This is a genomic window from Agrobacterium sp. LR_9 (assembly GCF_041954855.1).
GTDB classification, from domain to species: domain Bacteria; phylum Pseudomonadota; class Alphaproteobacteria; order Rhizobiales; family Rhizobiaceae; genus Agrobacterium; species Agrobacterium leguminum.
Window position 1 is genome coordinate 339,808 of record NZ_JAVAYA010000001.1, and the last position, 12,869, is coordinate 352,676.

Consider the following 12,869-nt stretch of genomic DNA (forward strand, 5'->3'; position numbering starts at 1 on the left):
TAGCGGAAAGCTCCTGTCGTTTACTGACCGGAATCTAGACCAAATCCGGTCAGGAGTAAAGGAAGGAAAGGAATAAAATCCTTGTCCTATGCCACCATGGCCGATGTATTTATCTTGGCGAGCTGGATCACCGCCTGGGTGCGGCTGTCGACCTTGAGCTTCAGCAGGATTGCGGAGACATGCGCCTTGATGGTGGCTTCGGAAACATTGAGCTCATAGGCGATCTGCTTGTTCAGCAACCCTTCGGCCAGCATGCCCAGAACCCGGCTTTGCTGCGGCGTCAGCGTTCTGAGCCGGCCGATGAGATCGGCCACGTCAGGATCCTGTTCCTTATCGCCCTGATGACCCGCCGGTATCCAGACATCGCCTTCCAGAACCGCGCGGATGCCGTCCCTGATATCGTCGATACCCGAGGATTTGGAAATGAAACCGGAAGCACCGAGTTCGATGGAGCGGCGCACGGTGGTAGCGTCGTCCGTTGCCGAAACGATGACGATCGGCAGGCTGGAGAATTCCGCCCGGAGCGCCATCAGGCCTGAAAATCCGCTGACCCCCGGCATTGCGAGGTCGAGAAGCATGAGATCGGCGTCGTTGCGCGCTGCGGCTGCACTGCGGGCGGCCTCAAAATCCCCGGCTTCAATAATGCTCTGTTGCCCGTCGAGGCCGGATACGGCCTGTTTCAGGGCGCCGCGAAAAAGCGGGTGGTCATCTGCGATGATAATGACAAGTTCCGACATTCTGGCCCCCTCCCAAGGGCGTTATGCGGTTCTTTTTCTGATACTGGCTCACTCCCATTTGCCGGCGGTCGAAAACACGTCCGGCTCCTCCGCGAAAGGTTGCGCCAATCGGTCCCGCATTACAAGGAAAAGCTTGTGGACAGGCGGTCTTTCAGGCTCTCCGCAATAAAAATGCCGTGGAAACTGTGGACAATCTTCGAGCTTTGCGGCAAATCCCGCTGAGTGGAAAGCCTTGGAGAGCCCTATGCAGGAAACGCCCGCGATCATCTATAAAATCGTGCCGGAGACGTTATGGAGCGCGGCAAAGGCGAAGGGCGTCTTCGAAGGTGCGGCCATCGACCTGACCGACGGCTTCATTCATTTTTCAACGGCAAAACAGGCGGCAGAGACAGCCGCGCGGCATTTTTCCGGCCAGGTCGATCTGCTTCTGATCGCGGTCGACGGCGCGGCCCTCGGCGACAAGCTGGTTTATGAACCCTCCAGAGGCGGCGATCTTTTCCCGCATCTTTATGCGCCTCTTCCCCTGACCGCCGTGCTTTGGGAAACGCCGCTTTCGCTCGGTCACGACGGCCAGCACCAGTTTCCGGAGATTTTGTGATGAGCGGATTATTTTCCTCTATCGGCCGCAAAGGCCTGTTTCTGGTCGATCCGGAAAAGGCGCATGGCCTGTCCATTGCGGCGCTGAAAAGCGGCTTCCTGCCCACCTGCATGGTGCCGCACGATCCCCGTCTGCAGCAGACCGTGGCTGGCCTCGTCTTCCCCAATCCGCTTGGCATGGCGGCGGGTTACGACAAGAATGCGGAAGTGCCGGGGCCGCTTCTGAGGCTCGGTTTCGGCTTTACCGAAATCGGCACCGTCACGCCAAAGGCGCAATCCGGCAATCCCAGGCCGCGTATCTTCCGTCTGGTCGAAGACGAAGGTGTCATCAATCGCCTAGGCTTCAACAATGAAGGCCATGCGGCCGCGCTGGAGCGCCTGAAGCAGGCAAAGCTGCGTGGCATCGTCGGTGTCAATATCGGCGCCAACAAGGATAGCGAAGACCGCATTGCCGATTATGTGCAGGGCATCGAGGCGTTTTATTCGGTTGCATCCTATTTCACCGTCAATATTTCCTCGCCCAACACGCCCGGCCTGCGCGATCTTCAGGCGCGCGAAAGCCTTGCCGCGCTTCTCGCCGCCGTGCTGGAACGCCGGAAAGTGGAAGCCGACCGTTTCGGCAAACGCATCCCGGTTTTCCTCAAGATCGCGCCCGATCTGACCGAAGAGGGGTTGGACGACGTTGCCGAAGAGGCGCTCGCCCATGATCTCGATGGCCTGATCGTCTCGAACACCACGCTTTCCCGCGAAGGTCTGCGACCCGGCCCGCACAAGGGCGAGGCAGGCGGTCTCTCTGGCAAGCCGGTCTTCGAGCTTTCCACCACGGTTCTCGCCAAGATGCGCCGCCGCGTCGGCGGCAACCTGCCGATCATCGGCGTTGGCGGTGTGTCATCGGCAGAGACAGCTTTGGAAAAGGTGAGGGCAGGGGCCGATCTCGTGCAGCTCTATTCCTGCATGGTCTATGAAGGCCCCGGCCTGCCCTCGGCCATCGTCAAGGGCCTGTCGAAGCTGGTCGCCCGCGAGGGTGTACAGTCCATTCGCGACCTGCGTGACAGCGCGGTGGACCGCTGGGCGGATCGCAAGCTTAGCTGACAGCGGACCTTGGACGGTCGGCAGCGCTTTCTCAGCGGCTCTCCTTCCTCATCCCTGTGCTCGTCACAGGGATCCAGCCAGCCCAAGTCCTTGGGCTGAAAGGAGTCTCTCCGCCGCGCCGACGCGCGTCGGCTGGATTCCTGTGACAGGCACAGGAATGAGGGAAGAGGGTGGTTCCCGTCGCTTTACCTCAGGCGCAGAGCACCATCGCCCAATAGGGCCGGTTGCGGCTGGCCGCGTCATAAGCGACCGCGACGCCGAGGCCGTTATAAGGCCCGAGCATGTTTTCGAGGTGATGTTGTGAGCCGATCCAGGCCTTCACCACCCGCTCGACGCTGTCCTGCCCAGCGGCCACGTTTTCCGCTGCCGGAAGCGGCACATTGCCGTCTTTCATGCGGATCAGGAAACTGTCGGTCAGGCCGATCAGATGCGCCATCTTCTGCGCCTTGACCATGCGGCCGGCCTGATAGGCGGCAGCACCGCTTGCCGCGCCATTGACGGCAAGCGGCGAAAGCCCCTTGGAACGGCGCAGATCGTTGACCATGGGAAGCGCCGCCGCCGTCTCGTCGCGGGTGCCGGAGGGCATGCCCTTGTTGGTGGGCATGGAGACGCAGGCGGAAAGAACGGAGCCGGCGGACAGTAGCACGAAGCCGCGCCGTGAAAGCGTTTGAAACGGGGAGTTGGTCATGTCAGCGGCGGTAGCTCAGCAGGCGCAGAATGATGAAAACCGGAATGACGATCGTTGCCCCGAGGATCAGATAGTCGCCGATTGCGCCCAGCGCATGGAAACCGCTGCGCCACAGGTCGACCACGAAATCGCGCGCGCCGTAAATGATATTCCATGGCGTCAATCCGAAGATCGCCATCAGAAAGCCGACGAGCAATGAAACCACCAGCAGCTTCACCACGGTCCGGGCCACCGTGTCACCCAGCATTTTGTTGACCTCACCGGCCATCAGCACGTCTCCTGTTTTGTCCTGACATATGAAGCACGACGCTTCGATGCAAGTTTCGGCGCACTATATCGCGTCAAATTCGCCAATTCCACGAGGCCGCCATGAAATAGGACTTGAGTTTTTTTATGGCTTGATAAATGACAGCCGACATCTTCTCAGGAATCTTGAATGGCCCCAAACCAGTTTTCTTCCGGTGACGTCATTGCCGACCGCCGGGCGGACTATGCCCGCATGCTGGCGGAGAGCGGTGACTTTCCCGCCGCCGCCGAACTCATGGAACAGGCGCTGGAGCTTGCGCCGCGGTGGACGGCGGGCTGGTTTCGCTTCGGGGAATATCACGAAAAAGCGGGCGAAACGGACAAAGCCGTCGCGGCTTACGGGAAAGTCGCCCAACTGGACACCGAAGGACTTTTTGCAGCCGAGCTGAAACTCGCGGTTCTCGGCGCCGCCGAAACGCCCGAGCAACCGCCAAGCCGCTATGTGGAAGGGCTATTCGACGATTATGCCGACCGTTTCGAAACCTCGCTTGTGGAAAAGCTGGATTACAGTGTGCCGCAAAAGCTGACGGAACTGATAGGCAAGGCAGCGGAAGGCGGCGTCTTCGACACCATTGTCGATATTGGCTGCGGCACCGGTCTCCTTGGCGTTGAAATCCGCGCTTTCGCGAACCGGCTGGAAGGTTTCGATATTTCCCAGAACATGTTGGCCAAGGCGGAGGAAAAGAGGCTTTACGATCATCTCGACCAGGCCGATCTTTCGCTGGAGCCGGAGGCCTCGGGGCTCTTCACCCCCACGCTTGCGCAGCACCGCGCCGGCCTTGTGGCCGCCGCCGATGTGATGATGTATCTCGGCAGTCTCGAAACTGTCATGCCGCTCGTTTCCGCCCTGCTTGCGCCTTCCGGTTTCTTTGCCTTTTCGGTGGAGGATGCGGGGGAGGAAGACGGTTTCGTGCTTCGGGAATCCCTTCGTTACGCCCACTCGAAGAGCTATGTGAGTGAGCTTCTTGAGCGGACGGGCTTTTCCCTCATCGAAATCCGCAAAACCACCATTCGCAAGGATGCCGGAAAACCCCTTTCCGGCATTCTTTTTCTTGCCCGTGCCAAAGGCTGAACATTCCGTTTCTTGCCATTTTCGCGATAGGTCAGGCTTCCTTACGTATCCATCTTGCTCAGATGTTTTTTGCAGTGCAAAATATGCCTGAAGCTGAGGAAAAAAGCGTGAGCAGAACGAGAAGTGTTTACGGCATGTGGAGTTCCGATCCGGCCAAACATGCGCCGGTGGAAGACGTGCAGGGCATCGTTACCGGTGCCATCGTCTCGGCGCTTGGCTTTTATCTTCTGAACAAGGTCGGCCTTCTGACCGGCGGCACCGCCGGCGTCGCCTTCCTGCTTCATTATGCTTTCGGCATCAGCTTCGGCCTCCTGTTCTTCCTCGTCAATCTGCCCTTCTATTACCTGTCCTTCCGCCGCCTCGGTCTTGCCTTTTCCTTCAAGACCTTCATCGCCATCGGCCTTGTTTCGGTGCTGACGGAAGTGGAGGCGCGCTGGATGGTGATCGACAGCATCAATCCGCTCTGGGCGGCGCTGCTCGGCGGTCTGCTTCTGGGTTACGGCTTGCTGGCGCTTTATCGTCACCGCGCCAGCCTCGGCGGCATCGGCATTCTCGCCATCTATATTCAGGATCGCTTCGGCATCCGCGCCGGTCTCATCCAGCTCGCCTTCGACGCCTTCGTGATGCTCTGCGCCTTCCTCGTCATCGATCCGGCCACCGTCGTTTATTCGATTGTCGGCGCTTTCGTGCTCAACATGTTTCTGGCCATCAATCACCGCTCGGACAGATATATCGTCGTGCGCTGAGCGACAGCGGTTGAAATCCGTCGCGCTTCGGCGCAATAGCTCGGCAGGGGCCGAAAGACAGGGGAATGGGCATGGATGATACGACTGCGCGCAGGCGTCTGAACCTTTGGGCCTCCGCGCCGGATCGTCATTCCTTGCTGGAAGACGCGCAGGGCGTTCTCGCGGGCAGCATGCTGGTTTCGCTCGGCGTCACGCTGTTTTCCGCTGCCGGCCTTTTGACGGGCGGCACGGTCGGGCTGGCATTTCTCGTGCATTACGGCACCGATCTAAGCTTCGGCGCGGTGTTCTTCCTCGTCAATCTGCCGTTTTATTATCTCGCCTTCCGTCGTCTCGGGCTTGCCTTCACGGTCAAGACCTTCTGCGCCATCGCCATGACGGCGCTGCTGTCGGAATATATGCCCGGCTTTTTCGCATTTCAGAGCATCAATCCGGTTGCCGCCGCACTTTTCGGCGGGCTGACGGTTGCGGCCGGCATGCTGGCGCTGTTTCGCCACCGCACCAGCCTTGGCGGTTTCGGCATATTGGCGCTTTATCTGCAGGATCGTTTCGGCTGGCGTGCAGGCCTCGTCCAGCTCGCCTTTGATGGCATGGTGCTGGCCTGCTCTTTTTTCGTGGCCACACCTTTCGTCATCATCTGCTCCGTCCTCGGCGCGCTGGTCATGAACCTCACGCTCGCCATCAATCACAGAAACGACCGCTACATTGCCATGTAGCGGCCGCCCGTTTCGGGTTTAAGAGGTCACGCTGCCTTCGCAGCCGCATCCACCGGATGTTGCGAGCGGAAACCGACGGCGATGCGGTTCCAGGTGTTGATCGCGCCGATGGCGACGGTGATCTTCACGATATCCTCATCGGAAAAATGCGCCTTCAGCGTCTCGAAGGCGTCATCCGGGGCGCCGGTTTCGGCAATCTTCGTCACCGCGTCCACCCAGCCGAGCAGCGCCCGTTCCTGCTGGGTATAAACGGGGGATTCCCGCCACACGCTCATCAGGTTGATCCATTGTTCGGAAAGCCCGTCATGGCGGCTTTCCTTCACATGCATGTCCACACAGAAAGCGCAGCCGTTGATGATCGAGGCACGCAGCTTGATGAGGTGAACGAAGCGGCGCTCCAGCCCGCTGCCCTGAACGTAATTCTCCAGAGCCATGACGGCCTTGAAGGCTTCGGGGGATGCTTTGGCATAGTTGATACGGGTTTTCATGGGTCTCTCCATTGGTTGGGTCTGTTTGAAGTCATGCGTCATCGGTCCGGAAAGCTGTGAGGTTTCCGGTATTTCGGTGATCCTGTCTTTTTGGGTCTCAGCGCGTCGCTGTTTTGCGCTCGTTCAGCTCCAGAAAGGCGCAGCCACGGGCGGCAATCCCGCCATCGTCATTGGCGGCAAGATCGCCCAGAATATCGGCGATGGTGGTCTTGGCGAGTTCGGCTCGATAGGCCTTTTCCGCTTTCAGCATCGCGGCATTGATGCCGCAGGGCTTGGTGAAATAACGCCCCGGCAAGGGGTTCGGCCCACGCTGACGAATTTCCGCGCAGCGGAAGGCAGGCTGCGGCCCTTCGACGGCCAGCACGATATCGAGCAGCGTGATCCTGTCGGTCGCCCTCGCCAGACGGTAACCGCCCTTCGGCCCCGGCACGGTGGCGACAATCCCGGCATTGGACAGCGACTGAAGATGCTTCAGCAGATAGCTCGTGGAAACGCCGTGAAATTCCGCCAGCGCCGCCGCCGACAGCACGCCGCCTTCGGAAAGTCCCGCCAGCATGCCCACGCTGTGAATGGCCTGTTCCACGCCGTCGCCGAGTTTCATCCGACTTGTCCCTGTGCGGTTCGTTTCAATATCATGGATAAAATTTATCCGCGATTATGCTTTCTGTCAAGCGGCCCCGTTCCGCCCTTCTTTTTTGCAGGTTTTTCACTACCTTGAAGATGTGAAACACACCGAGTCTCCCATTTCCGGCACCCATGTCGGCGCTTTACCCCTTCCATTCCAGAAATGGTTTGCCGAAAAGGGGTGGTCTCCGCGCGCGCATCAATTGGAGCTGATGGCGCGCTCACGCGGCGGCGAGAACATGCTGCTGATCGCGCCAACGGGCGCCGGCAAGACGCTGGGCGGCTTCATGGCTTCTCTCACCGATCTGGCAGAACGCGGCAAGGTGCCGCCGGGCTCCGGCTTCGTCGGCGTGCACACGCTCTATATCTCGCCGCTCAAGGCGCTGGCGGTGGATATCGAACGCAATCTCACCAGACCCGTCTCCGAAATGGGCCTGCCGATTTCCATCGAGACCCGCACCGGCGATACGCCGCAGGGCAAACGCCAGCGCCAGAAGGTGAAGCCGCCGGATATTCTGCTGACGACGCCGGAGCAGGTCTCGCTGCTGCTCGCCAACAGGGAGGCCGAGCGCTTTTTCCGTGACCTGAAATATGTGGTGCTCGACGAGTTGCATTCGCTCGTCACCTCCAAACGCGGCCATTTGCTGGCGCTGGCGCTCGCCCGTGTGCGCCGGCACGCACCCGATGTGCGCTTCATCGGCCTTTCGGCCACGGTGGCGGAGCCGATGGATTTGCGCCGTTATCTCGCACCGCAGGGGCAGGATGAGCCGCCCGCCGGCCTCATCACCGTCGAAGGCGGGGCAAAGCCGGATATCTCCATCCTGAGCACGGAAGAGCGCATCCCATGGTCCGGCCACTCGGCCCGTTACGCCATGAAGGATTTGTATGCCGCGCTGAAGGACCATCAGACGACGCTGATCTTCGTCAACACCCGCTCGCAGGCGGAGCTGATCTTCCAGGAGCTCTGGACCATCAATGACGACAATCTGCCGATTGCACTGCATCACGGTTCGCTGGATGCCGGCCAGCGCCGCAGGGTGGAAGCGGCCATGGCGGAAAACAAATTGCGCGCCGTCGTCGCCACCTCCACGCTCGATCTCGGCATAGACTGGGGCGATGTCGATCTCGTCGTGCATGTCGGCGCGCCAAAGGGGGCAAGCCGCCTTGCCCAGCGCATAGGCCGCGCCAATCACCGCATGGACGAGCCGTCAAAGGCCATCCTCGTTCCCGCCAACCGCTTCGAGGTGATGGAGTGCCGGGCAGCGCTTGATGCGAACTATATCGGCGCGCAGGATACGCCGCCGATTGCCGAGGGCGCGCTCGATGTTCTCGCCCAGCATGTGCTCGGCATGGCCTGCGCCGAGCCTTTCGATGCGGACGATCTCTATCGTGAAGTAACCAGCGCTTCGCCCTATGCCGACCTGCCGCGCGCCACCTTCGACCGGGTGGTGGATTTCACCGCCACCGGTGGTTATGCGCTGCGCACCTATGAGCGTTACGCCCGCATCCGCCAGATGAAGGACGGTCGCTGGCGCGTCTCCAATCCGGCGGTCGCACAGCAATATCGCCTGAACCTCGGCACCATCGTCGAGGCGGCGGAACTCAATGTCCGCATGGTCAAGCGCAATGCCAAGGGCACCGTCGGGCGCGGCGGCATGTCTCTCGGCAAGGTCGAGGAGTATTTCCTTGAGCAACTGGTGCAGGGCGATACGTTCCTCTTCGCCGGCAAGGTGTTGCGCTTCGAGGGTATCAGGGAGAATGAATGCCTGGTCTCCCAGGCCTTCTCCATGGACCCGAAAATTCCCTCCTATGCCGGCGGCAAGTTTCCGCTCTCCACCTATCTCGCGGATCAGGTGCGCTCCATGCTCTCGGACCCGACGCGCTGGCATGCGCTGCCGGATCAGGTACGCGACTGGCTGGCGATCCAGAAGGAAAAGTCGATCATTCCCAAGCGCGACGAGCTGCTGGTGGAGACCTTCCCCTTCCGCAAGCGCTTCTTCATGGTCATGTATCCCTTCGAGGGACGCTTGGCGCACCAGACGCTCGGCATGCTGCTGACGCGGCGGCTGGAACGGGCGGGCGCAAAACCCATGGGTTTCGTCGCCACCGATTATTCACTCGCCATCTGGGCCATGGAGGATATCGGCATGCGGCTGAAATCCCGCCGCCTGTCGCTGGCCGACCTTCTCGATGAGGACATGCTGGGCGACGATCTGGAAGCGTGGCTCGACGAATCCTTCATGCTGAAGCGGACCTTCCGCAACTGCGCCGTCATTTCCGGCCTGATCGAACGCCGCCATCCCGGCAAGGAAAAGACGGGCCGGCAGGTCACGGTCTCCGCCGATCTTATTTATGACGTTCTTCGCAGCCATGAGCCGGATCATATCCTGCTGGAAGCGACGCGGCGCGATGCCGCAGCGGGACTTTTGGACATTGGCCGTCTTGGCGATATGCTGAAGCGAATCAAGGGCCACACCACCCATCGCGCGCTGGAACATGTCTCGCCGCTTGCCGTTCCGGTCATGCTGGAAATTGGCCGCGAGACGGTGGCGGGTGAGGCGATGGACGATGTGCTGGCCGAGGCTGCAGACGAGCTGATCGCCGAGGCCATGTCCTGAAACATCTGGGCGGAATGAAGGAACAAAGGCAAAAGTGCTGAGCCGGCTGACATTGAGCGACAGGTTTTCCAATGGCTTCGAATGCCTCGGCAGCGAAACTGCCATCAATGGCGTCGCCGCCTGGTGCGATCCTTTGGGCGGGCTTTACCTGCCGGACCTGTCGCTGCTCGTCGTTTCCGACCTGCATCTGGAAAAAGGCGCGGCCTTTGCAAGGCGCGGACGCATGCTGCCGCCTTACGACACCATCGCCACGCTTAAAATCCTCTCCTCCCTTGTCAGCCGTTACGATCCGAAGATCGTGGTCAGCCTCGGCGATAATTTCCACGACCGCGTCGGTTCCGAGCACCTGCCGCTGCCGCTGCGCGAACTCATTCGCGACATGGCCCGTGGCCGCGAATGGATATGGATCAACGGCAATCACGATCCCGACGGCACGGTCGATCTACCGGGCTCTTCGGTGGACGAAATGTTTTACGGCACTCTCGTCTTCCGCCACGAGCCGAAACCGGGCGATGCCGCCGGCGAGATCGCCGGGCACCTGCATCCCTCTGCCACGGTCCGCCGCCGTGAAAAGACGGTGCGGCGGCCCTGTTTCGCCACCGACGGTTCGCGTCTGTTGATGCCGGCTTTCGGGGTGATGAGCGGCGGGCTGGATCTGCGGCACAAAGCCATGCGCGGCCTGTTCGATCATGCCGCTCTCGTCGCGCATCTGATGGGGAGGGACCGCATCTATTCGGTGCGGTTTTCAAATCTTCTCGGCTGAGCGTCTCTTCCGGACGTAAAACCGCAACGCAGCTTTACTGGAAATGCTCTATTGCCGGTAGACCAGCACCGGTATCTTCGAATTCTTCAGCACCTTGGCCGTGACACTGCCGAGCAGCATCTCCACGAAGCTCCTGCGTCGGTGCGAGGCCATGGCGATGAGATCGCAGCCGCTCCTGTTGGCGGCTTCGATGATCGCCTCGTCGGGCCTTCCCGCTCGCGCCAGCAGCGCTTCGCAATTCAGCCCCATGGAAGTGGCCTGCGCCTGCGTATCCCTCAGCAGATGTTCCGCTTCCTCGCAGCGGTGGAATTCTTCTTCGGCAATGGCGGCAATGTCCTCGACATCGCTGGCAATCACGTGAAAGGGTTCCGATACCGTCACGACGGTCACCTTTGCGCCTGCCTCCTTGGCGAGAGCGAACCCTTGGTCGATTGCGATCTGCGCCAGCGGCGAGCCATCGGTGGGAATGAGAATGTGCTTGAACATGACATTTCTCCTTTTCATCCCGGTCACAACCACACATGCTCGCCTGGAGCTGCACGTATGATTGTAACGCCTTGAATTTTACTGCAAACCGATGACGGAAGCGAATGCTATCTTTGCCGACAGGGGCGGCAAACGCTCTCTTTTGCGGGATGAAAACCGATCAGTCCTTGCGGAAGATGATGCTGGCGCCCCAGCCGGTCACGACGGCGAGCAGAACGCAGAGCGCCCCATAGGCAAGCGGCGTCTGATGCGCGGCGTCGGTGATCGCCTGTTCCATGCCGGTCTTGACGACACGCAGTTTCAGTTCGCGCTGGGCAATGAATTTGCCGCTCTTGAAGAGATAGGCGCGGGCGGTGTGCACGCCGTTCGGCACGTTGGCCGGCAGGCGCAAAGTCGCCCAGAACAGGCCGGTGCGCTCCAGCCGCACCCCGGTCGTGTCGTTGCGATAGATGCCGCTCGAAAGCTTCAGACGCCGATAGGCTTCCTGAAAATCGAAGACATTGTCGGGCACGCCGGAAAAGACCGCGCTTTTCAGTGACAGATGATCGACGCCAAGCCCCATGGCGCGGAGCGTTCCGGGCGAAGCGACATCGCTGATATTGCGCGTGCTGGCCATGGAATAGGATTCCGGCAGCGGCGTGAAGGTTATGGCGCTGGTATTGATCCAGATGCCCGCCACGCGTTCCTTCTTGCGCACGGTCATATAGTCGCTCGGTCCCTCGAGCGTCACGACAATGTCGTATTGCCCAATGGCGAGCAGCAACTGGTCGGTATTGTTCAGCGCGCCGAAAAGCGTGAAATCCGCGCCGCGAAAATCGGAAGCAATTGGAATTTCGGTCGTCGATGCGCCGATTTCGATATTTTCCAGCAGGGATCGCTGCTGTGGGCCGGGCGGCAGGGCAAGCGGCGGCGTCTGGGCCCAAGCGGTCTGCCCGAAAGTGAGACATGAGGCCAGCGCAAGGGGGGCAAGCAGCAAATGGCGGGTCAATAACCTAACCCCCCGACGGCCACCGAAAACAGGTCTTCCGGGCGCACCACCAGCGATACGGCAAGGCGAAGCGCAACAGCGAGAACGAGAAGCGCCAGCAGGGCGCGCAGCTGTTCGCCGCGCAGTTTCTGGCCGACGCGCACGCCATATTGCGCGCCGATGACGCCCGCCACCATCAGGATGAAGGCCAGCACCACATCGACGGAATAGTTGGTCGCCGCCTGAACCACGGTCGTATAGGCGGTTACGAAAATGATCTGGAACAGCGAGGTGCCGACAACCACGCTGGTGGGGATGCGTAAGAGATAGATCATCGCCGGCACCATGATGAAGCCGCCGCCCACACCCATGATCGAGGTGAGGATGCCGATGCCGAAACCCAGCGTGACGATGGGAATGATGCTGAGATAGATCTTCGATTTCTTGAACCGCATTTTCAGCGGCAGGCGGTGCACCCAGTTGTGATGGCCCGGCCGGCGCAGCGTCACGGTTTCGTTGCGGGCGGCGCGGCGAAGCGCCGAAATGCTTTCCTTCAGCATCAGCCCGCCGACGGTGCCGAGCAGGATGACATAAAGCAGCGAGACGATGAGATCGAGCTGGCCGATGCTGCGCAGGAAGGAGAATATCCACACGCCGACCGTCGCCCCCACCAGACCGCCCACAAGCAGCACGCTGCCGAGCTTGACGTCGAGCGTGCCGCGCCGAAAATGCGTGATCGAGCCTGACACGGAGGAGGCGACCACCTGGTTTGCCCCCGTCGCCACGGCCACCACAGGCGGAATATTGTAGAAGATCAGAAGCGGGGTAATCAGAAAGCCGCCGCCCACGCCGAACATGCCGGAAAGAAAACCGACGGCCGCGCCCATGCCGAGAATGATGAAAATATTCACCGACAGTTCTGCGATCGGCAGATAGACAGTCACGGCTCGGACCTCGGGCAAATGGTTCCGG

At 60.5% G+C, this 12,869-nt stretch carries 15 protein-coding genes; 7 read left to right on the forward strand and 8 right to left on the reverse strand.

Annotated elements, in window-relative coordinates; all coding sequences use genetic code 11:
* Positions 1-86: 86 nt before the first annotated feature.
* Positions 87-737, reverse strand: a complete 651-nt coding sequence (locus tag RAC79_RS01680; RefSeq protein WP_035265127.1) for a response regulator transcription factor — start codon at positions 735-737, stop codon at positions 87-89.
* Positions 738-981: 244 nt separating this feature from the next.
* Here RAC79_RS01680 and RAC79_RS01685 point away from each other — a divergent pair, with 244 nt between their 5' ends.
* Together RAC79_RS01685 and RAC79_RS01690 are read left to right on the forward strand one after the other, a co-directional pair.
* Complete coding sequence (locus tag RAC79_RS01685) at positions 982-1,335, forward strand: DUF952 domain-containing protein (RefSeq protein ID WP_059759483.1); 354 nt, start codon at positions 982-984, stop codon at positions 1,333-1,335.
* On the forward strand, positions 1,335-2,426 hold the full coding sequence (locus RAC79_RS01690) for a quinone-dependent dihydroorotate dehydrogenase (protein WP_174038781.1): 1,092 nt from the start codon (positions 1,335-1,337) through the stop codon (positions 2,424-2,426). Before RAC79_RS01685 ends, RAC79_RS01690 begins: the two co-directional genes overlap by 1 nt.
* Before the next feature lie 190 nt (positions 2,427-2,616).
* On the opposite strand, the gene RAC79_RS01695 is transcribed toward RAC79_RS01690, so the two are convergent.
* Positions 2,617-3,114: a CAP domain-containing protein gene (locus tag RAC79_RS01695; RefSeq protein WP_174038782.1), complete on the reverse strand. Its 498-nt coding sequence runs from the start codon at positions 3,112-3,114 to the stop codon at positions 2,617-2,619.
* A 1-nt stretch (position 3,115) separates the two neighbouring features.
* Complete coding sequence (locus RAC79_RS01700; RefSeq protein ID WP_003493739.1) at positions 3,116-3,382, reverse strand: DUF6460 domain-containing protein; 267 nt, start codon at positions 3,380-3,382, stop codon at positions 3,116-3,118.
* Between the two features lie 168 nt (positions 3,383-3,550).
* On the opposite strand from RAC79_RS01700, the gene RAC79_RS01705 reads away from it, so the two are divergent.
* The 3 genes from RAC79_RS01705 to RAC79_RS01715 all read left to right on the forward strand — a co-directional run bounded on the left by RAC79_RS01705 (position 3,551) and on the right by RAC79_RS01715 (position 5,951).
* Positions 3,551-4,492 carry a class I SAM-dependent methyltransferase gene (locus RAC79_RS01705; RefSeq protein WP_174038783.1) on the forward strand — a complete coding sequence of 314 codons (942 nt, stop codon included), beginning with the start codon at positions 3,551-3,553 and terminating at the stop codon, positions 4,490-4,492.
* 134 nt (positions 4,493-4,626) lie between these two features.
* On the forward strand, positions 4,627-5,238 hold the full coding sequence (locus RAC79_RS01710; protein ID WP_035236585.1) for a YitT family protein: 612 nt from the start codon (positions 4,627-4,629) through the stop codon (positions 5,236-5,238).
* Positions 5,239-5,309: 71 nt separating this feature from the next.
* Positions 5,310-5,951: a YitT family protein gene (locus RAC79_RS01715; protein WP_035236609.1), complete on the forward strand. Its 642-nt coding sequence runs from the start codon at positions 5,310-5,312 to the stop codon at positions 5,949-5,951.
* 26 nt (positions 5,952-5,977) lie between these two features.
* On the opposite strand, the gene RAC79_RS01720 is transcribed toward RAC79_RS01715, so the two are convergent.
* Positions 5,978-6,439 (reverse strand): carboxymuconolactone decarboxylase family protein, encoded by a 462-nt coding sequence (locus tag RAC79_RS01720; RefSeq protein ID WP_035227571.1) that lies wholly within the window; start codon positions 6,437-6,439, stop codon positions 5,978-5,980.
* A 97-nt stretch (positions 6,440-6,536) separates the two neighbouring features.
* Positions 6,537-7,040 carry an Rrf2 family transcriptional regulator gene (locus RAC79_RS01725; protein ID WP_003519926.1) on the reverse strand — a complete coding sequence of 168 codons (504 nt, stop codon included), beginning with the start codon at positions 7,038-7,040 and terminating at the stop codon, positions 6,537-6,539.
* 121 nt (positions 7,041-7,161) lie between these two features.
* Here RAC79_RS01725 and RAC79_RS01730 point away from each other — a divergent pair, with 121 nt between their 5' ends.
* Together RAC79_RS01730 and pdeM are read left to right on the forward strand one after the other, a co-directional pair.
* The gene (locus RAC79_RS01730) at positions 7,162-9,681 is read left to right on the forward strand and encodes a ligase-associated DNA damage response DEXH box helicase (protein WP_142844047.1); all 2,520 of its coding nucleotides are present in this window, start codon (positions 7,162-7,164) and stop codon (positions 9,679-9,681) included.
* A gap of 34 nt (positions 9,682-9,715) precedes the next feature.
* The gene (gene pdeM, locus RAC79_RS01735) at positions 9,716-10,444 is read left to right on the forward strand and encodes a ligase-associated DNA damage response endonuclease PdeM (RefSeq protein WP_065654494.1); all 729 of its coding nucleotides are present in this window, start codon (positions 9,716-9,718) and stop codon (positions 10,442-10,444) included.
* 48 nt (positions 10,445-10,492) lie between these two features.
* Here pdeM and RAC79_RS01740 read toward each other — a convergent pair whose 3' ends face one another.
* The 3 genes from RAC79_RS01740 to RAC79_RS01750 all read right to left on the reverse strand — a co-directional run bounded on the left by RAC79_RS01740 (position 10,493) and on the right by RAC79_RS01750 (position 12,841).
* The gene (locus RAC79_RS01740; protein ID WP_035265148.1) at positions 10,493-10,930 is read right to left on the reverse strand and encodes a universal stress protein; all 438 of its coding nucleotides are present in this window, start codon (positions 10,928-10,930) and stop codon (positions 10,493-10,495) included.
* Between the two features lie 160 nt (positions 10,931-11,090).
* Positions 11,091-11,918 carry a TIGR02186 family protein gene (locus RAC79_RS01745; protein WP_174038784.1) on the reverse strand — a complete coding sequence of 276 codons (828 nt, stop codon included), beginning with the start codon at positions 11,916-11,918 and terminating at the stop codon, positions 11,091-11,093.
* A complete protein-coding gene (locus RAC79_RS01750; RefSeq protein WP_003522786.1) occupies positions 11,915-12,841 on the reverse strand; it encodes a sulfite exporter TauE/SafE family protein in 927 nt (308 codons plus the stop codon). Before RAC79_RS01750 ends, RAC79_RS01745 begins: the two co-directional genes overlap by 4 nt.
* Between the last annotated feature and the right edge of the window lie 28 nt (positions 12,842-12,869).